Source organism: Pseudomonas sp. E102 (assembly GCF_052660185.1).
In genome coordinates this window covers 2,150,819-2,176,940 of record NZ_CP084025.1, presented here as the reverse complement: position 1 = coordinate 2,176,940, position 26,122 = coordinate 2,150,819, and the positions used below count along the sequence as shown (strand labels likewise).

Below are 26,122 nucleotides of genomic sequence, written 5' to 3'. Positions count from 1 at the left end.
CATTTTTCCGACAGATGGCACTGATGTCCCATTGCTGAAGATTTGTGAGCGGGCTCATCATCCGCCGCATGATCGCTGTGCGTTCAGGCGCTAAAACCGCGCTGACACAGGACGTAACCAACCGCATCGCTCGCTGGAGCAACATTAGGATGATGACTGTCTATTTTCTTGTCATGAGGATCTGTAGTGGCATGGAAGGCTGTGTGGAAGAGCGAAACCCCGGGCCGACCTATGCATCCAGACAGATGTGTATTGAAAGCGCGCAAGTCATGGCACCGCGCAAAGGCGTGAAATACAAATGCCGCAGCGAGCGGTTATGGGTCTCCGACGAAGTGCAGAGCCCGGGCGGTTACGACGCGGTCGTTTCAACCAAGGTCAAGGAACAGCCCTTACCTTGAGTGGGCGCAAACCGCTCCGTTATCCTTCCAGTGTCAATGACATATCCGGGTAACGGGCGCACAGGAAGTCCACAAACGCGCGAACCTTCGGCGCCGCCAGGCGCCTGGAGGTGTGCAGGACCCACAACTGTCGTTCGGCGCTTGCGACCATCCCCCACTGGACCAACTCGCCGCGGGCCAATTGATTCCAGGCAATCGATTTCGGAAGCAGCGCGGCGCCCCCACCGGCGACCGCGGCGTCGCGAATCATCAGGTAGGAAGAGAACCACAGCTTGGGGATGGGCTCCAGGATCAAGCGCCCATCATCGAGATTCCAGTGGGTCGGCTGGAAATTGGAAGGCACGATACTGGGGACAGGCCTGACCGCTCCGGGTTCAGGCTTGGCCACGCCAGGCGCGGCCACGACCACCAACCGGTCCTTGGCGAAGCAACGTCCGACGAGATTGCTGTCCGGGCTTGGGTTGACTCGGATGGCGACGTCGAATTGTTCCTCGACGAGATCCACCAGGCGGTCCTCCGCCCGCACATCGATCGTCACCTGCGGATAGGCCGCGCAGAAATCCGCGCCAATGCGCCCCATCGTCAATTGGGAAAACAGGACCGGCGCCGCCACCCGCAAGCGTCCGTTAGGCGTCGACACGCCTTCCTGGGTCGCCGTCATGGCTTCGATCACCTCCCCCAGCGGCCCTTCGGTCCGGGCAATCAGCATTTCGCCAGCTTCGGTAAGCTTGAGGCCACGGGCGCTACGCTCGATCAGCCTGACGCCCAGCTGTTCCTCCAATTCGGCGATGCGCCGCGACAAGGTGGCTTTCGACCGGCCGCTGGCGCGGCTTGCCTTGCCCAATCCTTCGTTGGTGGCGACCAGCGCGAAATCAATGAGCGCATTCAGGTTCATGTTGTTCCATTTTTGAAACGAGGTGTTTGCATTCTGGCGCCTTCGTTTTATCCCTGCAACGCCCTATCGTCTGGTCACTGCAATGCCATTCCTTGATATCAGCGACAGGAGATTCACATGAGCATCTTGATCACCGGCGCCACGGGCACCATCGGTTCTCTCATCACCACACGACTTGCCGAGAAAGGCGCCGAAGCGAAGGCCCTGGTGCGTCAGCCCGGCAAGCGCGACTTCCCGGTTGGCGTGACGGAAGTTGTTGGCGACCTGACCGACGTAGCCTCGATGCGCGCCGCGCTCGCGTCGGTACGCACGTTGTTTCTACTCAACGCCGTCACGCCGGACGAAGTGACACAGGCCTTGATCACACTCAACCTGGCGCGTGAAGCCGGTATCGAGCGCATCGTCTACCTGTCGGTGATACATGCCGACAGGTTCACCAATGTCCCGCATTTCACCGGCAAGCATACGGTGGAGCGCATGCTCGAAAGCCTCGACATGCCGGCGACCATCCTGCGTCCGGCGTATTTCATGCAGAACGAGCTCATGGTCCGGCAGACCATCCAGGACTATGGCGTATACCCGATGCCGATCGGCTCGGCCGGGGTCTCGATGATCGATGCGCGAGACATCGCCGACATCGCCGTCGCCGAATTGCTGCGACGCGACCGGGCACCCGCTGCCCTCGAACGGCTCACGCTGGAACTGGTCGGCCCCCGGGCCCTGACTGGCGCAGCCGTGGCGCAAACCTGGGGCTCGGCGTTGGGCCGGGAGGTGGTTTATGGCGGTGACGACGTGGCCGCCTTCGAAACCCAGATGGCGTCGTTCGGCCCTGGCTGGCTGGCCTACGACATGCGCCTGATGATGGCCGGTATCCAGGCGTTCGGCATGCAAGCCGAGGCAGGAACGGTGGAGCGACTCCAAGCCATTCTGAGCCGTCCGTTGCGCAGCTATGAAGACTTCGTTCGCGAGGCCGTCGGCGGCGCTTGAATGACCGCTGCCGGTGGGAGGCGATGACCTTTCACCGGCTTGCGACAAATAGCTTTCAATTTCATATGCAGCCGATACTGTAGCGGCACCCTCACTTTTCCAAGCTATCGCCCATGAACCCCAAGTTTGCCGAATCTGCCCTTGAAAATGATCCTGCGAGACCTGAACCGATCAGCTTGCGCGTCGCCTTCTGGTTCTGGCTGAAGCTGGGCTTCATCAGCTTCGGCGGCCCAGCGGGGCAGATTTCGATCATGCATCAGGAGTTGGTCGAGCGACGGCGCTGGATCTCCGAGCGACGCTTTCTTCATGCCCTCAACTATTGCATGTTGCTTCCCGGGCCGGAGGCCCAGCAGTTGGCGACCTACATCGGCTGGCTATTGCATCGGTCCTGGGGCGGCGTAATCGCCGGCGCCCTGTTTGTATTGCCCTCTCTTTTCATCCTGATCGTCTTGTCCTGGGTGTACATCGCCTTTGGTGAAGTTCCGGTAGTGGCCGGCCTGTTCTACGGGATCAAGCCAGCAGTGACCGCGATCGTCGTGCAGGCGGCGCATCGAATCGGCTCCAGGGCGTTGAAGAATAATTGGCTTTGGGCCATCGCCGCCGCCTCGTTCACGGCGATCTTCGCTTTCAATGTTCCGTTCCCGCTGATTGTGCTGGGTGCGGCGCTGATCGGTTACATCGGTGGCCGCCTGGCACCAGGAAAATTCCAGGTTGGTGGGCACAGCGCCGCCAACAAGTCATTCGGCCCGGCCCTGATCGATGACGAGACACCCACGCCCGAGCATGCCCGGTTCAGTTGGCCAAGGCTGGCATTGCTGGGATTGATTGGCGCCTTGCTGTGGGCCTTGCCAATGGCCGCCCTGACCGCGCTGTTTGGTTGGGAAGGCACGCTGACCCAGATGAGTTGGTTCTTTACCAAGGCCGCGCTGCTGACCTTCGGTGGTGCGTATGCGGTGCTTCCCTATGTTTACCAAGGCGCGGTCAGCCATTACGGCTGGTTGACTCCGACCCAAATGATCGACGGCCTTGCGCTCGGCGAAACCACCCCCGGGCCGCTGATCATGGTCGTGGCTTTCGTAGGTTTCATCGGGGCGTATGTCTCGCAAGTGTTTGGCGCCGATCAAGTGTTCCTGGCCGGTGCCGTTGCGGCAGCGTTGGTGACGTGGTTCACCTTCCTGCCCTCCTTCCTGTTCATTCTCGCGGGCGGGCCGTTGGTGGAATCGACTCACAACGCGCTCAAGTTCACCGCGCCGCTGACCGCCATCACCGCGGCGGTGGTCGGGGTCATCCTCAACCTGGCGTGTTTCTTTGGTTACCACGTGCTCTGGCCAACCGGGTTCAGCGGCAGCCTCGACTGGCCTTCGGCGTTGATAGCGATCGGGGCGGCGATTGCGTTGTTTCGCTTCAAGCGGGGCGTGATCCAGGTATTGCTCGGCTGTGGGCTTGTTGGCTTGGCCGTGCACTTATTTCGCTAGATTGATGTTGGCCCGACCCGCCATGAAAATCACACGGTTTGCTGCGCTTCGCCGTTGCTTCGTCAGATCCTGTAATAAATCGTCTCGTGGGAAACGCTGGAAACCATTGTAGGATTTCTTCCCCATTTAACCTCAGGTCTGTATGAAAACCCTTCAGGAACCCCCCGGTCGCCGTTCAACGAACAACCGCCTCTCCCCCGTCGCCGCGCCCTGGGCAGGCTCGTCGCAGCCTCTTGCCCTCGCACTGACCGGTCGAGGGAGCAAATAAACCATGGAATGGATCGTTGATCCCACGGCCTGGCTGGGCCTACTGACGTTGATCGTGCTGGAGCTGGTGCTCGGCATCGATAACCTTGTCTTCATCGCCATCCTGGCCGATAAACTTCCCCCCGAACAACGCGACCGTGCCCGTGTCATCGGCTTGTCCCTGGCATTGCTGATGCGCCTGGGCCTGCTGGCGAGCATTTCGTGGATGGTGACCCTGACCAACCCGCTGTTCGAAATCTTCGGCAAGACGTTCTCGGGCCGAGACTTGATCATGCTGTTCGGCGGTGTGTTCCTGTTGTTCAAGGCAACCATGGAACTGCATGAGCGCCTCGAAGGCCACGTGGCGCAACGCTCCGGCAATGCTGCCTATGCGTTGTTCTGGCCCATCGTCGCGCAGATCGTGGTGCTGGACGCGGTTTTTTCCCTGGATGCGGTGATTACCGCCGTGGGCATGGTGAAGCACCTGTCGGTCATGATGATCGCGGTGATTTTCTCCATCGGCTTGATGATGATCGCGAGCAAGCCGCTGACCCACTTCGTCAACAGTCATCCGACCGTCATCATGCTCTGCCTGGGCTTCCTGATGATGATTGGCTTCAGCCTCACCGCCGAAGGGCTGGGCTTCCACATTCCGAAGGGCTATCTGTACGCCGCGATTGGCTTCTCGATCCTGATCGAATTGTTCAACCAGTTGGCACGCTCGCGGCGCAAGAAAAGCCTGCAGGGTCTGCGGCCGATGCGCGAGCGTACCGCCCACGCGGTGATGCGCTTGCTGGGCGGCCAGAAGCTCGGCCCCGACGAAGTCGGCGAGGAAATAGCCGACATGTTGGCCGGCGAAGAACCCGAACAGGTTTTCCATCGGCGGGAACGGGTGATGATCAGTGGCGTGCTGCAATTGGCGGAGCGCCCGATACGCAGCGTGATGACTCATCGCGCGCAGATCGATCACCTTGACCTGGCGAACACTGCGCAGGAAATCCGTACGACACTGATGCATTCGTCGTATTCACGCTTGCCGTTGATCCGCGAAGGTCGCGTGGACGAACCCCTGGGCTTCGTCCACAAGAAAGAGCTGCTTAAGGAAATGCTGGCGGGCAACCCGCCGAATCTGGAAGCCATGGCGCGCAAGGCCATCAACCTGCTGGACAGTTTCACGATCCTCAACGCACTGGAACAAATGCGTAAGGAGTCAACCCACATCGCCTTCGTGGTGAACGAGTTCGGTGATTTCGTCGGCCTGTTGACCATGACTGACATTCTCGAGTCCATCGCCGGGGAACTGCCCGATGCCAGTGAAATCGAGGGTCCGAACATCGTTGCCCAGGAGGGAGGTTTTTTGGTCAGCGGCGCCCTGAATCTCAGCCAGGTCCGCGAACATATCGGCTTCCAGGCGAAAGCGACGGAGGACTACCAAACGCTCGCCGGCTTGGTGATGAGCTTGCTGGACCGTCTGCCCATCATCGGCGATAGCCTGCGTTGGGAACAATGGAGCATGACGGTCGTCGAGGTGGAAGAGCGGCGGGTGACCCGGGTGTTGTTACGCGTCGAGGACCAGGGCTGACCTGATTGTCCGGGACCAGCAGCCGGGGCCGGCGGCCGCGAAGCGCATACCATGGCCGTTCGGTAGCCAGGGTACGCGCTGCAGCGCTGTCGCTCACCCGCTGATGTAACGCTCTAAACGCGCCACCAGGAATGCCCTCAACACCTGGACCGCCGGCGTCAGCGAGGTCCGGTGGGCGCACACCAGTTGCAGCGGCGCGGGCTGGCCATAGTCCGGCGGGAAGATTTCCACCAGGCGCCCGCTGCGGATATCGTCCATCACATCGAGCTTGGATTTGTAGACGACGCCAAGTCCCGACACCCCCCAACGCCTGACGATGTCAGCGTCATCGCTGATGCGGTTGCCCAGCACCTGGACGGTTTCCACTCCCTGCGGCGTCTGGAAACTCCAGCGTTCGAAGGTCTGCTCGCCCATCACATAACGAAGGCAATTATGCCTGCTCAGCTCGCCGGGTGTTTCTGGGCGGCCATGACGTGCAATGTAGTCGGGCGAGGCACACACCGTCCGTCTGTTGGACGGCGCGAGCGCCAGGGACACGAGACTTGAATCAGCCAACTGGCCATAACGAATGCTCGCATCCAGGTGTTCGGTAAACAGATCAGCCACCTGGTCGCTGACGCGCAACTGCAACAGGACCTTGGGATGCAACTGCTGGAACTCATCCAGCCATGGCAGAAGCAGGTTGCGGCCGATGTCCGAGGGCATGGACAAGCGCAGCGTCCCGGAAATTTCATCGCGCCCCTGGGCCAGGGCAAGCTCCCCATTTTCCAAGGCCTCCAGCGCCTGCCGCGCGTGGCTCAGGTACCGCTCGCCGTCATCCGACAAACGCAGCCGCCTGGTGGACCGCACGAACAACCTCACCCCCAGGCTGGCCTCGAGTCGTTGCACCGCGACGCTCGCCAATGCCGGAGAGATGTCCAGCAACCGTGCTGCCGCTGAAAAGCTTCCGGTATCCGTCGTGGTCACGAATACTTGGAGATCATCGACTCGAATGATTCTTTTCACGCTGTCATGTCTCTCGGTTTATCCAGCAATTTTTTTCTGAACCATTGTCATGAGGTTTGCGCCGACGTCCTCGATGCTTTTGTTCTGCGCAACGACCTGGGCCCCTTCCATCAGGTACGTGAGCTCCATTGCCACTTCGTCCGGCTCGGGCAGGCCAGCTTCTTCACAGAGCGCGACCAATCGCAAGAACTGACGCTTTTTATGTTCCTCGATCAGAACGCGGGCGGGATTGGCCGACTCGGGTATTTCCGCCAGCGAATTGGTGAATGGACAGCCTCTGTATGACGACGCCGAAAGGTCGTGGGCGATGAACTCGGCAAACCCGAGAATCTGCGCCTTGGGATCGTCGATGTGTTGCGCCGACAGCGCCTCGAAGACCTCGGCATATTTCTCGACGAGCAAACGTAGCCATTCAAGCACCAGCGCGTCTTTCGAATCGAAATGCCGGTACACCGTCATCTTGGTCGACTTGGCCTTCGCCGCGATGGCATCCACCGTCACCCGACTGATGCCCTCGCTGAAAAACAGCGCCTCGGCAGCATCGAGAATCCTTTCTTTGGGGGCTAACTGGGGAATACGTTCGGGCCGCATGATGCTCTCCGCTTGACATCGATACTCGACGGTATCTTACTATACCAATCAGTATCACTCGATACCGACGAGTAAATCATAACGCTTTTGCCAGGCAATTGGCTCGGAGAAATGTGATGAAAAGCGCTGAATACGCCGAATACGATGCACTGGGCCTGGCTGAGCTGATCGCCAACGGTCACGTCACCCAAGATGAAGTCCGGGCCGCGGCCTTGTCCGCTATCGAACAGCTCAACCCGAAAATCAATGGGCTGGTAGAGGTTTGGGAAACTGAACCCGAGGCTCCGTCCGGGCCGTTCCAGGGCGTGCCGTTCCTGGTCAAGGACCTCGGGCTGACCGCCAAAGGGCGTCTGAATGAGCTGGGCAGTCGCCTGGCCGCCGGATGCATCGCCGACGAAGACTCCACCCTGATGACGCGCTTGCGCCAAGCGGGACTGGTAACCCTCGGCAGGACCAACACGCCGGAACTGGCGGCCAGCACCACCACCGAAGCCGTATTTCCAGGGCCGACACGCAACCCGTGGGATCTGAGTCGCAGCGCAGGCGGGTCAAGCGGTGGTTCGGCCGCCGCTGTAGCCGCCGGCCTCGTACCGGCGGCGCACGCCACCGATGGCGGCGGCTCTATCCGCGTACCCGCCGCCGCCACCGGACTGTTCGGGCTCAAGCCCAGCCGGGGCAGGATTGCGATGGGCCCGGCGGTGGACGAAGTATGGGCCGGGCTTGCGGTGCACGGTGTCATCAGTCGAACCGTGCGTGACAGCGCTGCTTTACTGGATGCCATCGAGGGCGCCGCCCTGGGTGATCCCTTTGAGATCGCCAGGCCGCAGCAGCCCTATCTATCCGAATTGAATCGCGCCCCCGGGTCACTGCGCATCGGCCTGCTCCCGCATCCGCTGAACGGCACTCGCTGCGCCGAGCCGGTCGCGACAGCCACTCGCCAGGTTGCCGCCCAGCTCGAAGGCCTGGGGCACCGTGTGGAAGAGATCCGCCTGGACATCGGCCTGAGCTGGGACGCCTTCGTTGAAATGAATGCCCGCTTCTGGTCAGCCAACACCGCAGCCTGGATCAATGCCATCGCAGCGGCAACCGGCCGGCCCGTCGATGACAGCACACTGGAGCCCGCCACGCTTTCGCTGCATCGAATGGGCAGTGAACTCACTGCCATCGATCTGCTTGGGGCCATGCATTCAAGGAACCTCGTCACTCGCAGCATGGGCAGCTTTTTCTGCAACTTCGACATCTTGATGAGCCCGACACTGCCAGCGCTGCCTCCTGCCATTGGCCACTATAACGAAGGCCAGGAGTTCCTGGATGGCAGGGGCTGGATGGATCGGGTCTTCAGCCATTCGCCGTTCACCGCATTGGCAAACGTGACGGGGTCCCCTGCCATGTCCATGCCACTTGCGTTCGATCCGTATATCGGCCTGCCAATCGGCATGCAGTTCTCGGCGGGTTTTGGTCGGGAAGACAGGTTGCTGCGTCTGGCGGGACAGCTGGAGGGTGTGTTGCCTTGGGCTGGACGCAAACCCGAGGTTTGGGCTGGGAAGCTTTGACGCGGGGGGCTTACACCACGGCGGCTTCAACTTGAAAACATAAAGTCCGCACAACAAAAACCACTCATTCGAGTGGTTTTTTTGGCTGCACGCGACCCGGTTTATTTCCGCCCTTCGAAATTGACCATCCAGGCCACTCCGAAACGGTCTTCGAACATCGCAAAACGTTCCGCCCAGAATGTCTGCGCCAATGGCATTTGTACCTGGCCGCCCTCGCTCAAGCCTTTGAAGAGTCGCTCAGCCTCCTGCGCGCTGTCGACGTTGAGGGAAACCGACACGCCCTGCGGCTTGCTGAACGGCTGGCAAGGCGGGCAGTCGGAAGCCATCAGGCTGAAATCGCCGACCGTCAGGCAGGCGTGCATGATCAGGTTTGGGTCCTTGGGCATGCCCACGTCCTCTGGCGCGTCGGCGAAGGACATGGAAAACAGTTCGCCGCCAAGCACCTCCTTGTACAACGCAAAGGCTTCCTTGCAGCGGCCGTCGAAGGTCAGGTACGGAATGATTTTCATGGTGCTTTTCTCCTGTCACCGTTTCATTGTTGACCAGACATCTGAGCCCGCAAGCGATCTTCCTGCTCGCGCAACTCGGGGGTAAAGGACTCGCCAAATTCCTCGGCTTCGAAGATCTGGCGAATCTCGATTTCACTGTCGCTGACCATCGGGTTCGGGCAACGCTTGACCCAGTCGATGGCCTCCTGCAATGAATTGACCTGGAAGATCCAGAAGCCGGCGATCAGCTCCCTGGTTTCAGCGAAGGGGCCCTTGACGACGCTCCGGTCCTTACCGGAAAAGCGCACGCGCACGCCCTGGGCACTGGGATGCAGGCCTTCCCCGGCGAGCATCACCCCGGCCTTGACCAACTCTTCGTTGTAAGCGCCCATGGCGGCCAGCAGTTGCGCGCTGGGCATTTCCCCGGCTTCCGATTCCGGGCTGGCCTTGATGATAACCATAAATCGCATGCTCGAATCTCCTTAGAGTAGAGGACTGTTGAGCCGTCCGTGAGAGGGCTCCATGACTAATCGAATGGGGGCAGGCGAAATCGACAAGGTCGCTCGATTATTTTTCAGATGGCTTATGCAGACCGCTGGAGCATCTTCGCCAAGCGCGACGCTTGAACCTGGCAAGGCCCCGGGCCTGGGCCCGGAATTGCCATATGTGCGGCGTATCGCAGCAGATCATTACTTCTTGATCGCTATCAGCAGGTCGAAAAGCAACTGCGCGACGGGCGACAATGTTCGCCCGCGACGTGATATCAGCCCCAAGGTCCGGCTGATCGCCGGATCCATCAGCGGGCGCGTGCTTGACTTCACAGAACGACCGGGGCCGGACATCGCGATTGGCCAGGGCCTGGTCGATCAGAAAGCGGTTGCCGCTGCCTTGCGCCAGGCTGATGTAGTCCACCTCGGTCAGGTCGTCCCACGTCAGCGATTCACGTTCGGTCAATCGAGACCTCGGCGACTTCCAGAAAAGCACGATCAAGTGGGCGGTGCTGCTTTCGCTTCTGATGACGGGCTTGTCGTTGCTTACCGGGGCGATAAGCCTGTTTACCTGACGGCCCAAGACGAAACTGGTCGAAGTTAATGGAACTGCTATCGTCAATAAAGACCTGAGTAGTTGCGATCTATTTCGTATCCAGGTCTTCATGGAGTGATGATGTCAGAAGCAGTGGAACTGCTCGCTATAGATGAATGGGCCAAGCCATCGCCACACAGCGAGTGTGACGTGATTATCGTCAACTACAATGCCGGCGACCTTTTGCTGGCGAGTGTCAGGTCGGCGTTTGCGGCCGGTGCCTCCAAGGTGATCGTGGTGGACAACGACTCCCACGATGACAGCTTGATGCTGCTTGCGCGAATCGACGCTGCGACCGGCTCGCTTCAGATTGTCCGTAATGCCACCAACCTCGGCTTCGCTGCGGCGTGCAACCAAGGTGCCCGCCTGTCGGAGGCGTCCAATCTGCTTTTCCTGAACCCGGACACCGAGCTCGCCGCCGATGCCATAGACCGCATGCTGCAGGCACTGCGCAGCTCACCGGGGATCGGCATGGTCGGCGGCTTCCTGTGCAATCCGGACGGCAGCGAGCAAGCGGGTGGGCGCAGGGTGTTTCCAACGCCCAGGCGAGCTTTCATGCGGGCCTTCGGCCTTTCGCGACTCTCGGCCCTTTTCCCATCGGTGCTGTCCGATTTTTTACTGCACAAGGAGCCGCTGCCCCGCGTTCCCGTTGCCGTCGAGGCCATTTCCGGGGCTTGCATGCTGGTCAAGCGCGAAGCGATCGAAAGCGTCGGGCTTTGGGATGAGGATTATTTTCTTCATTGCGAGGACTTGGATTGGTGCATGCGGTTCCATCAGGCCGGCTGGCGCGTTCTGTTCGTGCCGGATGCCCGGGTGATGCACGTCTTCGGCGGCTGCAGCCGTCACCGTCCCTATTTCGTCGAGTGGCACAAACACCTGGGGTTCCTGCGTTTCTATCGCAAGTTTTTCCGTCGCAAGTACCCAACCGTCCTATGGGTCAGCGTGATCATCGGGGTCTGGCTTCGATTCGGCCTGGTGGTGCTTCGCCACGCGACTAACCGGCTTGGACAAACCTGGAATCCACGGTAAGAGAGCTCAAGTGCGGATAGGACTATTGGGCGGCTCCAGCTTCCTGGGCGAGCGCGCATTGCCATTGCTGACACAGGCCGGCCACTCGACGACATCATTCACCCGAAGCCCGCCAAAGCCGCCCTGCCCCGGTGTGACGTGGCGAAAAACCGGCGACTGGCACGGACTGACGCTGGACACTTTCCTATCCTTTGCTCCTCTTTGGGTGTTGCCCGATTATCTAGAGCGTCTTGCCAGCACCGGCGTCAAACGTGTTGTGGCCCTGTCCTCCACGAGCCGCTTTGCCAAGCAAGCATCGCCTGACGTTCGGGAGAAGGACGTCGCGCAACGCTTGATAAACGCAGAAGAACAGTTGGAACAGTGGGCGACCGAACGGCGGATCGAATGGGTGGTTCTGCGACCGACCCTGATCTATGGCTTTGGCGCCGACAAGAATATTTCAGAGATAGCGCGCTTCATCCAACGCTTTGGATTTTTCCCGCTCATTGGCGGCGCGACTGGGTTGCGCCAACCGGTGCATGGTGCGGACGTAATCCAGGCGTGCCTGGGCGCCTTGAGCGTGCCGGGGCTGCCCAGTGGCGCCTACAACCTTTCGGGAGGAGAAACGCTGCCTTACCACACGATGGTGGGCCGGATATTCCAGGCCATGGGACGCCCGGCGCGAACATTGCCTCTTCCCGCCGGAGCGGTGAGCCTGGGCGTTTCGATCCTGCGCTGCCTGCCCCGCTACCGACACCTTTCAAGCGCATTGGTGGCGCGGATGAATCAGGACCTGGTGTTTGACCACTCGAATGCCCGTGATCGGCTTGGCTTTGCTCCCAGGGCATTTCATTTGATGGATGAGGACTTGCCTGGGCGATGAACATGGGCCTGCCAAGCGCCCCATTTGCTTTCGTAGTACGCCTGGTTCTTATCCCAAAGGGCTTGGTACTCACCACTGGCGATCAGCTTCCTGAAGGACGCCTGCCCGTAGTGATGAACGAACGCATCTTCGGCACAGACGGTGCGATAGCCCGCCGCCTGCACGCGACGGCTGTAGTCATCGTCTTCGAACATTCCGATACCGAATGCTTCATCCAGATACCCCACCTCGTCGAGGATGCCTCGGCGAAATGCCACACAGAACATTGCGAGCATCGGGATATCGAACGACTGTCCGGTGTGAGCTTGGGTGTGACGGTCTGCAAACGCCTGCATGTGTTGAATATCGCTGTAGGAAATTTCAATTTTCGCTTCGTTTCCGACCGTGTTCGTGACCGGCCCGACCAAGCCGATGCTCGAATCCCTCAAATGCATGACCAACGGATCCAGCCAGCCGTCAGGCACTACCGTGTCGTTATTGAGCAGCAGCAACACGTCACCGTCGGCTTCGCGCAAGCCCTGATTGTTGGCCGCGGCAAAGCCCCGATTGTCAGGATTGAGGATGACTTTTGTCGTCGGCACCTCTCGACTCAGGCGCTCCAGATACTCCCTCGTGCCGTCCTCCGAGCCGTTGTCGACGACGATGAGCTGGTAGTTGGGCCAGGCGGTATTGCGCAAAATACTGTTTACGCATTGAACCGTCAGGTTGAGGTTGTTGTACGTCACCACGACGATGGAGACTTTTTCGTACAGCCCGACAATAGCCTGTTGCATGCTGTTGTAGCGGTCCTTCCAATCGTTGGCCCGGGCGAGTTCCACACGTCGCTTGAACAGGGCCAGGTCGCGCTCGGCCAAGGCCCGTTCGATCTGCTCGATGAACTCATCGACACCGGTTGCGAAGTACAGCAGGTCTTCATAAAGGCTCATCTCCGCCAGTGGCGTGGAGATCACCGGTTTGCCTGCGCTGATGTACTCATAGAATTTCACCGGATCAACCGCATGCGTCACGTTATAGAGCCTGAAGGGAATCAGGCAGGCATCGAAATGATCCAGGTAAAGCGGCATTTGCGAGTAAGGCTTGCGGCCCAGCAATTGCACATTGGGCTTGTGCTCCAGGCCCGCCATGTCCTCGACGAAAACGTCTCCCACCAGAATGAAATTCCACCCTGGGCGCCTGTCCGCCAACGCCGCCAGCAATGGGTAATCGAGCCATTGCGCCAGGGCGCCGTAGTACCCGATAACCGGGCCGCAAAGCCCGCTCAGCACATCGTTGCTAAAACAGTGCTGGCGAAAAAAAGCGAAATCCACGGCATTTCGCACCAGCACGCAACGAGGGTTATGGGCGGACCATTTCTGGTGTAGCAGCGCGGCGGAAACAGTGACGACGTCCGCCTGGGCGATCAAGGTCTTTTCCTCGTCCAGCAGCTGTTCGCCGATGTTCGGGAAACCATCCCAGTCATCCATGCAATCGTAGAGGACGCGCCAGCCACGTTCGGCACGCAGGCTGAGCACCACGGGACTCCAGTAGGCTATATGCACCACTGTGAGCGCGGTCCTGATGCGCATATCGGCAATCAGCGCAGCCAAGGCACCTGATAACGCCTGATGATTTTCAGGTGTCACTGTTTTTTCGTAATACGCCTCTTGCGCCCCTCGCTGCAGTGCGACTTCAAAGACATTGGGCGCCACTGACGTCAACCGATAGGGCTTTCCCTGCTCCGGCACACTGGAGGGGACGATGTAGAAAACCCGATGACCATGGTTCGCAAACTGACTCATCAACTGCTGGGGTCGCTGGAAGCGTGCGGCCCAATCGATGTTGGCGAAGCAGAGAATATCCAGGCGCCCTTGAGTGGCAAAATCCGGTTGCGCCTCAACGTTCGGCAACGGCTCCGGTGCCGCCGGGTAGACGAGTGCGGCGGCGGGTTCGGGAAGTTCCTGCGTTGCTGCGCCAAAACCATAACGCATCACACGGAAAAGCGAGCGCAGTGGCCGGGTGAAACGCCACGAACGGGTGTTTTGCAGGAACTCGACTTTTGCCAAGGCAGTGTCGCGCTCATTGATGGCCGCGTCTCTTTGGGCCAACGCGGCGTCGCGGTCGATCAAGGTTCGGTCGAGCTCAAGCACGTGGGTACCCATGCAGCGGTGTGTTGTCGCCGGGCGGCCACATGGAACTGACTGACCCTGGTCGATAGAACGTAGCCGTCAGGCTACGGCGGGAAGCATGGCAACCGCTCACCACGGGAGTGACCGCATGCCAGGAATTATCCGAGCGCACCAGAACCGCCGAATTGCCCACCAGCGGTTCAATCTCGGCCGCCACGGCGGTGGGATCGTTGCGATGCAGGATGTTCAGGCAACCGCCGTCGTTGCGGTCCCAGGACTCGTTGAAATACAGGATATGGGTGACCAGTTTATCCGGCAGGTCCGGATGGGCCCCGAGGCTCGCACCGGGACCGTAATGAAAAACGTTGACCTCCATGGGCACGGTACGCAGATCGATCCCGGTCATTTCCGACATGGCTTCTCGATAGCCGGCCGAGCCAAGATCCCGCGCCAGCCGCAACCACGCTTCGCTCAGCTCCTGCGGGAAGGCAATCGCGTTGGTGCCCATGCCCACCAGGGCGCGGGCCTCGTAGTCATAGTTTTTTTCGCCACCATATCCGCTCACGGTCTTGAAATGATCGTGGGGAAAGGATGCCGCCAACGCCGTTGCATCCTCGGCCGAATACAGGCCGTCAATTTGCGCCCATGAGTACGGGTGAGCTTTGAGCGCCGCACGCGTGAGACGAGAGATATCTAGCATTGTCTGTTCCTGTTCGCTGTCAGGTTTCTGATACCACGGGCGATGGAACGCAGTGGCGCGGTCATTCGGAACGAATTGGAATTCTGCAGCTCAAGCATCCTGGCGTCACTGAGGGCCAACTGCTGGCTGAGCTGGACTATCCGATGTTGCTGGGCCAGGTCCTGCGCAGCGAGGTCTGGCGCCGGCTCGATGATGCCCGGCTCCGGTACGATGTGGCTTGCCGTCGACTCAACCGCCAACGGTTCATGTCCCTGGACGGCGGCTTCGAGCAGATTGGGCAGGTGCTGCATAAACGCGCCCAATGCAGGTTGGGATGAGGTTTTACCCTGGCGAATGATCGTCGCGACCCGATCCCAGTGCTCGACCAACCGATCCGCCGCCTCTAGCGCCGCCGGCGATGGACGGGTCTTGCCGACGCGCGAAACGAACCATTGCGGGTCGATCGTCCCAGCCTCCGGCAAGGCATGAAGCGAGTCGAACCCCGCCAGTGCCGTGTACTTGCCCGTGGTCAGGTCCGCCGAGCAAAACACCGGGACGCCAAACGCCAGGGCGGTGATCGCCAAGTGGTAGCTATGGCCGATCACCGCTTGCGCCTGGCTGATAATCTCTGCCATCAGCAACGGTTCTGGCCAGACCTCCAAGGTAATGGCCCCGGGCAGGCGCGCGGCAATGACGGACGGATCGTCACCCAACACCGGACCTATCGGCACCACCAGGAACTGATAATCCTGGAACGCCTCGGGGTGGTCTTCGAACAGTTTTACGAAGGACTCCACCACGTGGATGGCGTGGATCACGATATAGGGCCCCGTCAGCCCAGCGCTCTCGCGCAGGCGAATGAACTCAGCGCAGGGCTGCTGCTCGTCGATCAAGCGGGGCAAGCCGAACGCGGTATCGGGCAGCACCTCGATCTCGGCGCGCTGGGTGAGCGCGCCAAGGGTGTCGCGCGTGAGGGCATCACGAACCCTCACGTACTGGCTTTGCTCCAGGGCCATCGTCAACAAAGGCCTGGCCCAATCGGGGACACCGTTGCAGTGCATCCCGGGGGCGTTCCAGATCACCGGAATCGCGTGCTGCAGCGCGATCAGCGCAGGCGTCAGCCAATAGCCGGTCGGGTGATGAATATCGGGCGTTGTCGGACCATAGCCGTGGGCAACGACTTTATCGAATCGAATCAGGAAACCGCCGCCGATCAAGACGCCATCCAGGCGGGCCGCGACATGGGGAAGCTCCGTCAGCGACGTTACCGCGTAGGGCCACTCAGGTGGTTTCTTTTCATGGTAGGAAAACCGATGCAGCTCGACTCGACCCAAGCGCTGGGCCAACTCCGCCTCGGCAATGATCGGAAACAGCAGGTCGCCGTAATTCTCGACATCAAAAGTGCCACATATAGCAACCTGCCATGTGTGCTCGTCCGGGTGTTCCGTCATCGTTTCCTCTCCTTGAGTCCGACAAGCCTCGGCAAGCGTCTCAACCGCTCGCGAGCCGACCCGCTGCAATCCCAGGTCGACCATGCCCAGAAAATTCCTGTGGTTTGGCAACATATCGAACGCTAATGGCGCGACCTGTTTCTCGATCAACTGCGAGGTCTCTTCCGTGGCGCCGTGCAACAGCTTGAGGGTGACATGATAGCGTCCCTCGGCGAGGTTGGCCGGGAAGCGCACCGTGATCGCCGACCGCCGCCAGCCGTTTTCGGCCGGGCCCGGTGACAGCGCGAAGTTGCCGCCGCCAATCACCAGCAGCCTTGCCTCCTGCACAGTGAAACTGATGTTGGGTTGCGTGATCGATTCATGCAGCACCACCTCGACGCGGATCTCGATGTCATCGCCATACAGGTAACTGGAGCAAGGCTGTTGGGTATTGGTGAAGCAGGCAGCGCTGATGTGCCCCTCTTCGGTCCCGAAGGCGATCCCCTCCTGGCCACCCATGAACGGCTTGCGCGTCACCTGTGTGGCACCGCCACTGGCCCAGCGCCGTTGCTCATCACGCATGTCGAGCAAGTGCAACTCGGCCATTTCATCGGGCGATCCGCTGGCGACGACCCGCCCGCCGCGCAGATAGATCACCCGGTGGCAGAAGCGCTTGACCATGCTCATGTCATGGGAGACGAACAGCAGCGTCGTGCCTTTGGCCGCCAGCTCTTCGAGCCGATTCAGGCATTTGAATTGAAAGGATGCATCGCCGACGGAAAGAGCCTCATCGACGATCAGGATCTCCGGCTCCACACAAACCGAAACGGCGAAAGCGAGCCTCACCAGCATCCCGCTGGAGTAGATCTTGGTGGGCTGGTCGATAAAGTCGCCGATGTTGGCGAAGGCGATGATGTCTTCGAACCGAGCGTCGATCTCCGCGCGACTCAAGCCCAGCACCGCCGCATTCACATAGACGTTTTCGCGGCCGGTGAACTCCGGATTGAAACCGGACCCCAGCTCAAGCAACGCCGCAATCCGTCCATGCCCACGGACGCTTCCCCGGGTCGGCGTCAACGTTCCGCAGATCAGTTGCAACAGGGTGGATTTGCCACTGCCGTTACGGCCGATGATGCCGACGGTCTCCCCCTTGGCGATGGTCAGGGAAACATCGTCCAGGGCCCAGAACTCGCGGTAGAAACGCTTCCTGCCGCGCACCAGCATCTGCAACAGACGGTCCTTGGGCGCCTCGTAAATCTGATAACACTTGCTCAGGTTCTCGGCACTGATGGCCACTTCAAACGACATCGGCAAAACCCTTCCATGAATCACGACCCTATTGCGGCGCTACTGAATCCGTCCTTCGCTGGGTGCTACGAATGAGTTAAGCACAGATGGAATAAAAAACTTTGAATGAAGCCGATTTGGTCTAACCTTCATGAGACCCAACCCAAGGAGCAATTGATATTGTCTTGAGGACCAAGCACCCATGCAGTCGTTCAGTATTTCTCCTGCCGCCATGATCAAGAGCGTCTTGATCAATCGGATCCTGATCTACGTGTTGATCCGCCGGGAAGTGACCGGTCGTTACAAAGGTTCGATGCTCGGTATCCTTTGGTCGTTCTTCACGCCGGTTTTCATGCTCGTGGTCTATACCTTCGTGTTCAGTGTCGTCTTCAAGGCTCGGTGGTCCGGCGGCGGCGAATCCAAAAGTGAATTTGCCCTGGTGCTGTTCGCCGGCCTGCTGGTTTTCAACCTGTTCTCCGAATGCCTGACCCGCGCGCCGGGCCTGGTGCTGGCCAATACCAATTACGTCAAGAAGATCGTGTTCCCATTGGAAACCCTGCCCCTCGTATCGCTCGGCGCAGCGCTGTTCCACATGGCTATCAGCGTGCTGGCATGGCTGCTTTTTTATGTGCTTCTGTTCGGCCTTCCCCCGATAACCGCGCTGCTGCTGCCATTGGTGCTGTTGCCGCTGATATTGCTGACGCTGGGTATCTCCTGGTTTCTCGCCTCGATAAGCGTTTATCTGCGCGATATCGGTCAGTTCATCGGCATCGTCGTCACCGCGATGCTGTTCCTGTCGCCGATCTTCTACCCTCGCTCGACGCTTCCGCAAAACTACCAGGTCGCCTTGCAGGCAAACCCGCTGACGCTGCCGGTGGAGATGGTTCGCGACGTGTTGTTCTGGGGCAGGCCGCCGCAATGGGAACAATGGGCCACTTACTCGGCAGTCGCCGTGCTGATTGCCTGCGTCGGGTTTGCGTGGTTCCAGAGGACACGCAAAGGCTTCGCCGATGTCATTTGAGCGGGTTGGCGTGGCGCGCTGCCCAGCAACCGCTATGATGATTCGTGGCGCGACTGGAGACTGGGCGCGGCTGGTAATTGAAGTCGACGACGATCCTGAAACACTTGGGGTGCGTTGCCGTAATGACCAAAGGACTCGAAAAACGCATGGACCAGATCAACCGTCTTGTTGATTGCATTGACCAACTGTCTCGCTCAACACAATCCAGATCCATTGAAGCCCAGCAGTTGGTCAAGGAAATCGAGAACCGAGATCGGCTTATCAGACAACTGCGTCTTGGTTCACAAGCGCTTCGCACACGCCTGGCGCTTCAGGAAGGCAAGACCGGGCGTTTGCGTGAGCAACTGCGAGTGGCCGAGCAGCGCCTCAAAGAAACCGAGGCACTGCTGCGGACAAAACACAGCGAGGCGGTCGCGCTTTCCGATTGGGCGGTGGACCTGCGCGCCCAGTTGGCGGCGAAACAGGCTGAGCTGTTCAAGCTTTCGGACTGGGGCAACGCCATCGAACGCGCCCCCCTGCGTTACTCCATACGCAAACAGCTTTATCGGATATCGCGCCGGGTCTATGCCTGGTTGCCCCTCACCGCGCACCAGAAAAGCAAGCTGGCGCATCGGCTTCGAAGCTGGTTGAAACGCCCCAAGGCGACGCCGGGCGAGCCCGCGACAGCCACCAGCCTGATCCCGCTGCAATCGCTGCCACCGCCCGTAGACCTAGCCATACCGTCGAGCCACGGCCAGCCCACGATCCTGATGTTCGGGGTGATCGACTGGCACTTTCGCATCCAGCGTCCGCAAAACCTGGCCAAGGAGCTGGCCAGGGCCGGACAGACCACTTTTTATATTTCCAACAACTTCATCGACGATGATGCCCCGGGCTTCGAAGCAGAACCCTTGGCAGGCTCCGACCGGCTGTTCCAGATCCGTTTCAAGGTGCGCGGCGCGCCGCCCATCTATCACGCCCCACCGTCCGCCGCCGCGATCCATCAGTTGTGCCAAGGCCTGGCGATGCTGCTGGAATCGGCGAATGTCTGCTCCGTGGATTGCATCGTCCAGCACGCCTACTGGTTCCCCATGGCGAGGCGTGTCCCCAACGCCACGCTGGTCTATGACTGCATGGACCACCACGAAGGCTTCGGCAATGTCGCCCAGGAATTGCTCGACCTTGAGATTGCCTTGATGCGCAGGGCGGACCTGTTGGTGGCGACCTCCGACTGGATCGAACAACACGGCAAACGGGAAAACCGCAACGTCAAGGTGATCCGCAACGCCTGCGAGTTCAGCTTCTTCAGGCAGCGTCCCGACAAGGTCTATCAGGACACCGAGAACAGGAAGATCATCGGCTATTACGGCGTCATTGCCGAATGGTTCGATCTGGACCTGGTCAAGCAAGTCGCCCGGACGTTTGCGCAACACTTGATCCTGTTGATCGGCAGCGACACCGTCCAGGCAAGGAAATACTTCAAATCCTGCCCGAACGTGGTCTTTGAAGGCGAAGTCCCCTATGCCTCCCTGCCCTACTACCTGCACGCCATGGACGTGTGCCTGCTTCCGTTCAAGGTCATGCCGCTGACCCTCGCCACCAACCCGGTCAAGGTCTATGAGTACCTGAGTGCGGGCAAACCGGTGGTGTCGGTAAAACTGCCGGAGTTGAGTCAGTTCGGCGAACTGGTCTGGACGGTTGAACAGCCAACGCAGTTCATCTCGGCCGTCCGCAACGTCCTGGATGCGCTGCCAGAAGCCGGCGCCACGCGACAGGCGCGCCAATCCTTCGCCCAGGGCCAGACCTGGCAGCATCGAGCCGCCAGCCTGCGCCAGGCCATCGCGACGTTGCCATTGCCCAAGGTCAGCGTCGTGGTGTTGACCTACAACAACCTTGAACTGACCAAGGCCTGCCTCGACAGCCTGCTGACCCAAAGCCAATACCCGAACCTTGAGATCATCGTCGTCGACAATCACTCCAGCGACCAGACCCCGACCTACCTCACGGCCTGGGCCGACGGCCATCCTGACCGGATCGTCATCCTGAACTCCGAGAACAAGGGGTTCGCCGCGGGCAACAACCTGGGCCTCGCGGCGGCCACTGGCGATTATCTGGTCATCCTGAACAACGACACAGTCGTCACCGCCGGCTGGGTCAGGGGCTTGATCCGCCATCTGCGGGACAACAAGGAAATCGGCATCATCGGCCCGATCACCAACAACATCGGCAATGAAGCCAAGGTCGGCACCCACTATGAGCGAATAGAGGACATGCCCGCCGAAGCCGCGCGACTGACCCGCGCCCGCATGGGCGAGTGGTTCGAAATCAACACCCTGGCGTTTTTCTGCGTGATGCTTCCACGCTCGACCTACGAGCAGATAGGCGGTCTCTGCGAAGAATATGGCCTGGGGTTCTTCGAGGATGACGATTACTGCCGCCGCGTGCAGCGCCGTGGCATGCGCGCGGCCTGTGCCGAAGACGTCTTTGTCCACCATCACCTGTCCGCCTCGTTCAACGCCTTGGGTGCCAGTAAAAAACAGGCACTTTTCGAGAAGAACCGGGCGATCTACGAGAGCAAGTGGGGCACCTGGGTCCCCCACAGGTACCGAGATGCATAGCAGACGTTGGCTCGTAATTGCTGACTCAAGAAGTCAGAGGAATCTATGGCGAGGGAGCTTGCTCCCGCTGGGCTGTGCGGCAGTCCCTTTTCATGAGTGCTTCGCACTCAAGCGAGAGCAAGCTCCCTCGCCACGGATTTTGGGCAGCCCTGAATGAGTAATGTTGTCCCTTCAGCCGAGACGATATTTTGCCGAGATACAGCCTGAAATACGCAATGGTGTTGGTGGTTCTGTTGGCCAGTGCGGCGGTAGGCGCGTACGGTTTTTCGACGCTTGAGCTGGCGCCCATGAACAGCGCCACCCGGACGATATTGCTGTCGGTGGCAAGCCTGGCCGCCCTCACCGTCTTCACTCGCAAGTCACCGTTTATCCTCTGCCTGGGTTTGCTGGCGTGCTTGTCCGTCATTTGTGGGCAGGCAGGGCCGGTGATCGTCGTCGCGGTCTTCGGTTTGTCTGCTGCTGTGCTCGGCAGGTGGATGCTCAGCCGGCACCTTGCGACCGATTGGAGCGTCCACCTGCTGGTGGGAGCGGGTACGCTCGGGACGTTCACGGGCTTGGCGGCCTATTGGCCGATCAATTACCCCGGACTGTATGGCGCGCTGCTGTCATTGCCGCTTTTACTGGGGCACAAACATGCCATGTCGATAGGTCGCGAACTGCTGGGGCACATCCAGGCCTTCCGCACGGCACAAACCTCTATCCAAACGGCGCTCGACGTACTGATCTGCGGCTTCGCCTGCCTCTACGTCTTGGTGGCCTTCATGCCGGAGGTCGGTCACGACGCATTGGCCATGCACCTCTTCGTTCCATCACAACTGGCGCAGCGGCATCAATGGTCGTTCGACGCGAGCACCTATGTCTGGGCGGTCATGCCGATGCTGGCCGACTGGATCTACAGCATTGTCTATCTGCTCGCCGGCGAAACGGCGTCACGCTTGAGCAACTGTGCATTCACCCTATTGGTGACCTGGCAGATCCACAACATGACGCTCTGGGCCGGAGGCTCTGCCTCCAGTGCTCGCTGGGCAAGCCTGATTTTTCTCTCGACGCCTCTCGCCTTTGCCGAGAGCAGCAGCCTGCACATCGAGTCGGCATGGACCGCCTTCCTGCTGGCCGGGACCCTGGCGATCCTGAAGGTCTCAAGCTTCACACCCAAGCCTGGGGAGCGCTTGTCGCAATTGCTCCTGGCCGGCCTCCTGCTGGGCTTCGCCATGGCGGCCAAGGCCGTGACCCTGAGCGTCCTGTCGGTCCTGCTGGTGGTTCTCTTGTGGCAGTACAAGGCCTGGGCGATCCAAGGCATCGTCAAAACGCTGCTGCTGGGCAGCGCTGGCCTGATACTGGCCGGTGCGACCCCTTACGTCTCGGCCGGGTATTTGACTGGCAATCCGGTGTTTCCGTTTTTCAATGCCATTTTCCATTCGCCGCTCTGGCCGAACATCAACTTCGAGCCGCCAGCCACTTTCGGCACTGGGATGACCTGGGACACCCTCTATCGAATGGTCTTTGACTCGCCCGAGTTCATTGAGGGGCGAGTCGGAGCGGCAGGCTTCCAGTGGCTGTTGCTGCCCACGGCCGCCCTCGCCGTGCTGTTGAGCGGCAGCCGCAAAGCCCTGTGCATTCTCCTGGTGGGTGCTGGCGCGATGTTCATGACGTTTCAATCGACGGCTTATCTGCGTTACGTGTTCCCCTCTTTCGCGCTGTTCTCGGTGATCCTCGCGCTGCCGTTTTCCCACGACAAGACCTTCCCACGCAGCCTCGCCATCGGGGCCGGTGTCTTGTTGATCCTGACCAATACCCGTTTCATCCAGGCCGCGACTTACTACGGCGAAATCAAACCCTCTGCATTGTTGAGCCAGGCAGGTCGAGAGAGGTATCTGCAGGAACGCTTGCCCATCCGGAAAATGGTCGACACCGTCAACGCCTTGAACACCAGCTATCAGCCCGTGGCGGTCTTTGCGGCTCCGTTGATGGCGGGCCTGCGCAGCGATGCCCTTTACGCGTCTTGGTACAACCTGAAGTGGAAAGGTGAGTTCGAGACAGCGACGTCTCCATCGGAACTTGCACGGCGCTTGCGCCAGCGCCAGGTCAACTGGTTGATCATCGACCTCAAGTCAGTTCCCCAGGCGCGACTCGATCTTCTGCGCAATGTGTCCACGTCATACGCCCGACTGGGTGACCTGGACCTGCGCAAACTCAACGTCTCGCACGTCGAGCACCTGCTCAACCCGGCGCTGTCCAGCCTCGAGGGATGGAACCTGACGTCGCCTTCGAGCTATGACCCGTCGCGCAAGATCCTCACGGTCGACGTGAAGATGCCGGCAACACAGCGGGTCGAAGTGACACCAGGGCTGACGTACATCAACGGCGTGTCTGCGCGCTGCGCAACGACAGCCACCACGGGAAGAATCCAGGCCAATTGGATGGATGCCAAAGGTGACTTCATTGCCGCCAGCATCGAGACGTTTGAATGCACCGAGCAATGGGAGACCCATGAGATGAATGTCGTTGCCCCCGCGAATGCCACGTCCGTGATCATTTATGCGTCCGGCCATACAGACACTCCCCTGGAGTTCAAGTCACTATCATTCAGGCAATAACGGGCGATATCGATGAATTCAAAAACAGCGCTTTTCACGGACGAACAACGCGTCGCCGTCGTCATCCCCAGCTATCGGGTCACCGCGCACATCCTCGGCGTCATAGACGCCATAGGGCCGGAGGTGTGGCGCATCTATGTCATCGACGATGCCTGCCCGGACGATTCAGGCGCGCACGTACTGGCGTCCTGTAACGACCCTCGGGTCAAGGTGCTGCCCCACCACGTCAACAAAGGCGTGGGTGGCGCGGTCATGACCGGCTACCGGGCCGCCCTCGCCGACGGTGCGAGCATCATCGTCAAAGTCGACGGCGACGGCCAGATGGACCCGGCCCTGATACCGCTGTTCATCGAGCCGATCCTCGCCGGTGAAGCCGACTACACCAAGGGCAACCGGTTTTTCAATCTGGAGGAAGTCCAGTCGATGCCGCGGCTTCGCCTGTTTGGCAACGCCATATTGTCGCTGATGGCCAAACTGTCGACGGGTTACTGGGACCTGTTCGACCCCACCAACGGCTACACGGCGATTCACCGCGACGTCGCCAGGCTGCTGCCCCTGGACAAGGTCAGCGAGCGCTATTTCTTCGAGACGGACATCCTGTTCCGCCTGAACACCGTGCGCGCCGTGGTGGTGGATATTCCAATGGAGGCCCGATATGGCGACGAAGTCAGCCACCTCAAGATCTCGAAAATCATTGGCGAGTTCCTGTTCAAACATCTGCGCAACTTCACCAAGCGCGTGCTCTATAACTACTACTTGCGCGACATGTCCCTGGCTTCGATCGAGTTGCCGATCGGGATCCTGATGTTCTTGTTCGGCATCCTCTTCGGCGGTTACCACTGGTTCGATTCGGCGCAGAACGGCGTTGCGACACCCGCCGGAACCGTGATGCTCAGCGCATTGCCCATGCTCATGGGGTTGCAATTGATCATGGCGTTCCTCGGTTACGACATCGCCTCGGTGCCTAGCAGGCCACGACATTCCAGGCGTAGTAAAGCCACATCACTGCGGGAAGAAAACTCATTAAAGCGCTAAGGGATTTTCTATCGGACCCGTCGCTCAAGGCACTGGATGTCGATGGCATCGAGCGCCTTGATCTTCACGGCAAAGTACTGGCGCGCAAGCGGATGCTGCGCGAAGTGTTCGTGGAGTTCCACCACACGTTTCATCGCCTGGCAGCGCGCTACTTCAAAGTCGAGGGCCTTGAAGTGGAATTGGGCGCCGGCATCGCGCCCATGCGTGACTCATACCCCGAGGTACTGGCCACCGACGTTGTCTGCACCGAACAACTGGACATGGCACTCAATGCCGAGGCCATGAGCCTGGACGATCATTCGGTCAGGGCCTTTTACGGCCAAAACTGTTTTCACCATTTTCCTCATCCCGATCGGTTTTTCACCGAGTTGCAAAGGACCCTCAAGATTGGCGGCGGCGTCACTTTGATCGAGCCCTTCCACGGTCCCTTTGCCGCGTTTCTCTACAAGCGCCTGTTCAGGTCGGAAGGGTTCGACCGGCACTTCCCGTCCTGGGAAACGCCGTCGACCGGCCCCATGAACGGCGCCAACCAGGCCCTGAGCTACATCATCTTCGTACGCGACAGGCAAGCATTCGAACGCAAGTACCCTGGCCTGGAAATCGTCCATCAGGAGATATGCGGCAATTACCTGCGCTATTTGATTTCCGGAGGCCTGAACTTCCGCCAGTTATTGCCTGACGCACTGATCCCCGCGCTCAAAGTCATGGAGAAACTACTGCATCCGTTGCGACGGCTACTGGCGCTGCATCACATTGTGGTGCTCAGGAGATCGTCTTGACCTTTATCAAGTACGGCGCCATCCAACTCATCGCCTATGCCTTGGACATGGGCGCTTTCGTGCTGTTGGTCGCGCTATTCGAAGATCACCCCATCCTGGCCAACATCGCTGGCAAAGGCATCGCCGGCGTGTTCGCGTTTTTCTTGCATCGGCACTTCACGTTCCAGTCGTTCCATGGCAGCGCCAAGGCCCAAGCGGTGCGTTATTTCTCTTTGCTGGCCATCAATATCCCGGTCGCTTCGGTGCTGTTCAGCGTGGGGCTGTATTTCGTCGACAGCCCGGCCCCGGTGAAATTTGTCTGCGACGTGGTCTGCGTGGCCTTGACCTATTGGATCAGCAAACTGTTCGTTTTTCATTCCAATACGCGCACGCCCGCTGACCGAGCCGAGGGCATTTGA

The 26,122-nt window shown here is 59.8% G+C and carries 21 protein-coding genes and 2 pseudogenes; 14 read left to right on the top strand and 9 right to left on the bottom strand.

What is annotated here, in order from left to right; translation table 11 throughout:
• Positions 1-44 precede the first annotated feature (44 nt).
• Complete coding sequence (locus DOCECA_RS09855) at positions 45-398, top strand: hypothetical protein (protein ID WP_420763678.1); 354 nt, start codon at positions 45-47, stop codon at positions 396-398.
• A gap of 19 nt (positions 399-417) precedes the next feature.
• On the opposite strand, the gene DOCECA_RS09850 is transcribed toward DOCECA_RS09855, so the two are convergent.
• Positions 418-1,293 (bottom strand): LysR family transcriptional regulator, encoded by an 876-nt coding sequence (locus DOCECA_RS09850; RefSeq protein ID WP_434606115.1) that lies wholly within the window; start codon positions 1,291-1,293, stop codon positions 418-420.
• Positions 1,294-1,410: 117 nt separating this feature from the next.
• Here DOCECA_RS09850 and DOCECA_RS09845 point away from each other — a divergent pair, with 117 nt between their 5' ends.
• The 3 genes from DOCECA_RS09845 (at position 1,411) to DOCECA_RS09835 (ending at position 5,583) form a co-directional block, all read left to right on the top strand.
• Positions 1,411-2,280, top strand: coding sequence for an NmrA/HSCARG family protein (locus DOCECA_RS09845; RefSeq protein ID WP_445571882.1), 870 nt, complete (start codon positions 1,411-1,413; stop codon positions 2,278-2,280).
• 113 nt (positions 2,281-2,393) lie between these two features.
• Complete coding sequence (gene chrA / locus DOCECA_RS09840) at positions 2,394-3,755, top strand: chromate efflux transporter (protein ID WP_445571881.1); 1,362 nt, start codon at positions 2,394-2,396, stop codon at positions 3,753-3,755.
• A gap of 271 nt (positions 3,756-4,026) precedes the next feature.
• Positions 4,027-5,583, top strand: a complete 1,557-nt coding sequence (locus DOCECA_RS09835; RefSeq protein WP_445571880.1) for a TerC family protein — start codon at positions 4,027-4,029, stop codon at positions 5,581-5,583.
• Between the two features lie 93 nt (positions 5,584-5,676).
• Here the strand turns inward: DOCECA_RS09835 and DOCECA_RS09830 are convergent, their stop codons facing one another.
• A complete protein-coding gene (locus tag DOCECA_RS09830) occupies positions 5,677-6,579 on the bottom strand; it encodes a LysR substrate-binding domain-containing protein (protein WP_445572157.1) in 903 nt (300 codons plus the stop codon).
• A gap of 27 nt (positions 6,580-6,606) precedes the next feature.
• On the bottom strand, positions 6,607-7,179 hold the full coding sequence (locus DOCECA_RS09825; protein WP_445571879.1) for a TetR/AcrR family transcriptional regulator: 573 nt from the start codon (positions 7,177-7,179) through the stop codon (positions 6,607-6,609).
• A gap of 116 nt (positions 7,180-7,295) precedes the next feature.
• Between DOCECA_RS09825 and DOCECA_RS09820 the strand changes: the two genes are divergently transcribed.
• The gene (locus DOCECA_RS09820) at positions 7,296-8,732 is read left to right on the top strand and encodes an amidase (RefSeq protein ID WP_445571878.1); all 1,437 of its coding nucleotides are present in this window, start codon (positions 7,296-7,298) and stop codon (positions 8,730-8,732) included.
• Positions 8,733-8,833: 101 nt separating this feature from the next.
• On the opposite strand, the gene DOCECA_RS09815 is transcribed toward DOCECA_RS09820, so the two are convergent.
• Both DOCECA_RS09815 and DOCECA_RS09810 read right to left on the bottom strand, forming a co-directional pair.
• Complete coding sequence (locus DOCECA_RS09815; RefSeq protein ID WP_420763671.1) at positions 8,834-9,241, bottom strand: VOC family protein; 408 nt, start codon at positions 9,239-9,241, stop codon at positions 8,834-8,836.
• A gap of 23 nt (positions 9,242-9,264) precedes the next feature.
• A complete protein-coding gene (locus DOCECA_RS09810) occupies positions 9,265-9,690 on the bottom strand; it encodes a YciI family protein (protein WP_445571877.1) in 426 nt (141 codons plus the stop codon).
• 52 nt (positions 9,691-9,742) lie between these two features.
• On the opposite strand from DOCECA_RS09810, the gene DOCECA_RS09805 reads away from it, so the two are divergent.
• The 3 genes from DOCECA_RS09805 (at position 9,743) to DOCECA_RS09795 (ending at position 12,194) form a co-directional block, all read left to right on the top strand.
• Positions 9,743-10,312 carry a hypothetical protein gene (locus tag DOCECA_RS09805; protein ID WP_434701946.1) on the top strand — a complete coding sequence of 190 codons (570 nt, stop codon included), beginning with the start codon at positions 9,743-9,745 and terminating at the stop codon, positions 10,310-10,312.
• A 72-nt stretch (positions 10,313-10,384) separates the two neighbouring features.
• The gene (locus DOCECA_RS09800) at positions 10,385-11,332 is read left to right on the top strand and encodes a glycosyltransferase family 2 protein (protein WP_445571876.1); all 948 of its coding nucleotides are present in this window, start codon (positions 10,385-10,387) and stop codon (positions 11,330-11,332) included.
• A gap of 25 nt (positions 11,333-11,357) precedes the next feature.
• Positions 11,358-12,194, top strand: coding sequence for an NAD-dependent epimerase/dehydratase family protein (locus DOCECA_RS09795; RefSeq protein ID WP_434647831.1), 837 nt, complete (start codon positions 11,358-11,360; stop codon positions 12,192-12,194).
• Here DOCECA_RS09795 and DOCECA_RS09790 read toward each other — a convergent pair.
• The 4 genes and pseudogenes from DOCECA_RS09790 to DOCECA_RS09775 form a co-directional block, all read right to left on the bottom strand.
• Positions 12,161-14,320: a glycosyltransferase gene (locus tag DOCECA_RS09790; protein WP_445571875.1), complete on the bottom strand. Its 2,160-nt coding sequence runs from the start codon at positions 14,318-14,320 to the stop codon at positions 12,161-12,163. The genes DOCECA_RS09795 and DOCECA_RS09790 overlap by 34 nt on opposite strands.
• Positions 14,313-14,999, bottom strand: coding sequence for a 2OG-Fe(II) oxygenase (locus tag DOCECA_RS09785; protein ID WP_434647836.1), 687 nt, complete (start codon positions 14,997-14,999; stop codon positions 14,313-14,315). Before DOCECA_RS09785 ends, DOCECA_RS09790 begins: the two co-directional genes overlap by 8 nt.
• Positions 14,993-16,306: pseudogene (locus tag DOCECA_RS09780) on the bottom strand (polysaccharide pyruvyl transferase family protein); the annotation flags it as partial. The pseudogene DOCECA_RS09780 and the gene DOCECA_RS09785, both read right to left, overlap by 7 nt.
• Before the next feature lie 153 nt (positions 16,307-16,459).
• Positions 16,460-17,716, bottom strand: a pseudogene (locus DOCECA_RS09775) (ABC transporter ATP-binding protein); the annotation flags it as partial.
• 181 nt (positions 17,717-17,897) lie between these two features.
• On the opposite strand from DOCECA_RS09775, the gene DOCECA_RS09770 reads away from it, so the two are divergent.
• The 6 genes from DOCECA_RS09770 (at position 17,898) to DOCECA_RS09745 (ending at position 26,122) form a co-directional block, all read left to right on the top strand.
• Positions 17,898-18,716, top strand: a complete 819-nt coding sequence (locus tag DOCECA_RS09770; RefSeq protein ID WP_420763665.1) for an ABC transporter permease — start codon at positions 17,898-17,900, stop codon at positions 18,714-18,716.
• Between the two features lie 122 nt (positions 18,717-18,838).
• Positions 18,839-21,313 carry a glycosyltransferase gene (locus tag DOCECA_RS09765; protein ID WP_445571874.1) on the top strand — a complete coding sequence of 825 codons (2,475 nt, stop codon included), beginning with the start codon at positions 18,839-18,841 and terminating at the stop codon, positions 21,311-21,313.
• A 287-nt stretch (positions 21,314-21,600) separates the two neighbouring features.
• The gene (locus tag DOCECA_RS09760; protein WP_445571873.1) at positions 21,601-23,910 is read left to right on the top strand and encodes a phospholipid carrier-dependent glycosyltransferase; all 2,310 of its coding nucleotides are present in this window, start codon (positions 21,601-21,603) and stop codon (positions 23,908-23,910) included.
• A 12-nt stretch (positions 23,911-23,922) separates the two neighbouring features.
• Positions 23,923-24,945: a glycosyltransferase family 2 protein gene (locus DOCECA_RS09755; protein ID WP_445571872.1), complete on the top strand. Its 1,023-nt coding sequence runs from the start codon at positions 23,923-23,925 to the stop codon at positions 24,943-24,945.
• Between the two features lie 92 nt (positions 24,946-25,037).
• Positions 25,038-25,724, top strand: coding sequence for a class I SAM-dependent methyltransferase (locus tag DOCECA_RS09750; RefSeq protein ID WP_445571871.1), 687 nt, complete (start codon positions 25,038-25,040; stop codon positions 25,722-25,724).
• The gene (locus tag DOCECA_RS09745) at positions 25,721-26,122 is read left to right on the top strand and encodes a GtrA family protein (protein ID WP_445571870.1); all 402 of its coding nucleotides are present in this window, start codon (positions 25,721-25,723) and stop codon (positions 26,120-26,122) included. Before DOCECA_RS09750 ends, DOCECA_RS09745 begins: the two co-directional genes overlap by 4 nt.

Excerpts from the sequence above, each read along its gene's own strand:
- DOCECA_RS09850 (WP_434606115.1), bottom strand. The coding sequence starts at position 1,293 with ATGAACCTGAATGCGCTCATTGATTTCGCGCTGGTCGCCACCAACGAA.
- DOCECA_RS09845 (WP_445571882.1), top strand. The coding sequence starts at position 1,411 with ATGAGCATCTTGATCACCGGCGCCACGGGCACCATCGGTTCTCTCATC.
- chrA (WP_445571881.1), top strand. The coding sequence starts at position 2,394 with ATGAACCCCAAGTTTGCCGAATCTGCCCTTGAAAATGATCCTGCGAGA.
- DOCECA_RS09835 (WP_445571880.1), top strand. The coding sequence starts at position 4,027 with ATGGAATGGATCGTTGATCCCACGGCCTGGCTGGGCCTACTGACGTTG.
- DOCECA_RS09825 (WP_445571879.1), bottom strand. The coding sequence starts at position 7,179 with ATGCGGCCCGAACGTATTCCCCAGTTAGCCCCCAAAGAAAGGATTCTC.
- DOCECA_RS09820 (WP_445571878.1), top strand. The coding sequence starts at position 7,296 with ATGAAAAGCGCTGAATACGCCGAATACGATGCACTGGGCCTGGCTGAG.
- DOCECA_RS09815 (WP_420763671.1), bottom strand. The coding sequence starts at position 9,241 with ATGAAAATCATTCCGTACCTGACCTTCGACGGCCGCTGCAAGGAAGCC.
- DOCECA_RS09810 (WP_445571877.1), bottom strand. The coding sequence starts at position 9,690 with ATGCGATTTATGGTTATCATCAAGGCCAGCCCGGAATCGGAAGCCGGG.
- DOCECA_RS09805 (WP_434701946.1), top strand. The coding sequence starts at position 9,743 with ATGACTAATCGAATGGGGGCAGGCGAAATCGACAAGGTCGCTCGATTA.
- DOCECA_RS09800 (WP_445571876.1), top strand. The coding sequence starts at position 10,385 with ATGTCAGAAGCAGTGGAACTGCTCGCTATAGATGAATGGGCCAAGCCA.
- DOCECA_RS09785 (WP_434647836.1), bottom strand. The coding sequence starts at position 14,999 with ATGCTAGATATCTCTCGTCTCACGCGTGCGGCGCTCAAAGCTCACCCG.
- DOCECA_RS09770 (WP_420763665.1), top strand. The coding sequence starts at position 17,898 with ATGCAGTCGTTCAGTATTTCTCCTGCCGCCATGATCAAGAGCGTCTTG.
- DOCECA_RS09765 (WP_445571874.1), top strand. The coding sequence starts at position 18,839 with ATGACCAAAGGACTCGAAAAACGCATGGACCAGATCAACCGTCTTGTT.
- DOCECA_RS09760 (WP_445571873.1), top strand. The coding sequence starts at position 21,601 with ATGAACAGCGCCACCCGGACGATATTGCTGTCGGTGGCAAGCCTGGCC.
- DOCECA_RS09755 (WP_445571872.1), top strand. The coding sequence starts at position 23,923 with ATGAATTCAAAAACAGCGCTTTTCACGGACGAACAACGCGTCGCCGTC.
- DOCECA_RS09750 (WP_445571871.1), top strand. The coding sequence starts at position 25,038 with ATGCTGCGCGAAGTGTTCGTGGAGTTCCACCACACGTTTCATCGCCTG.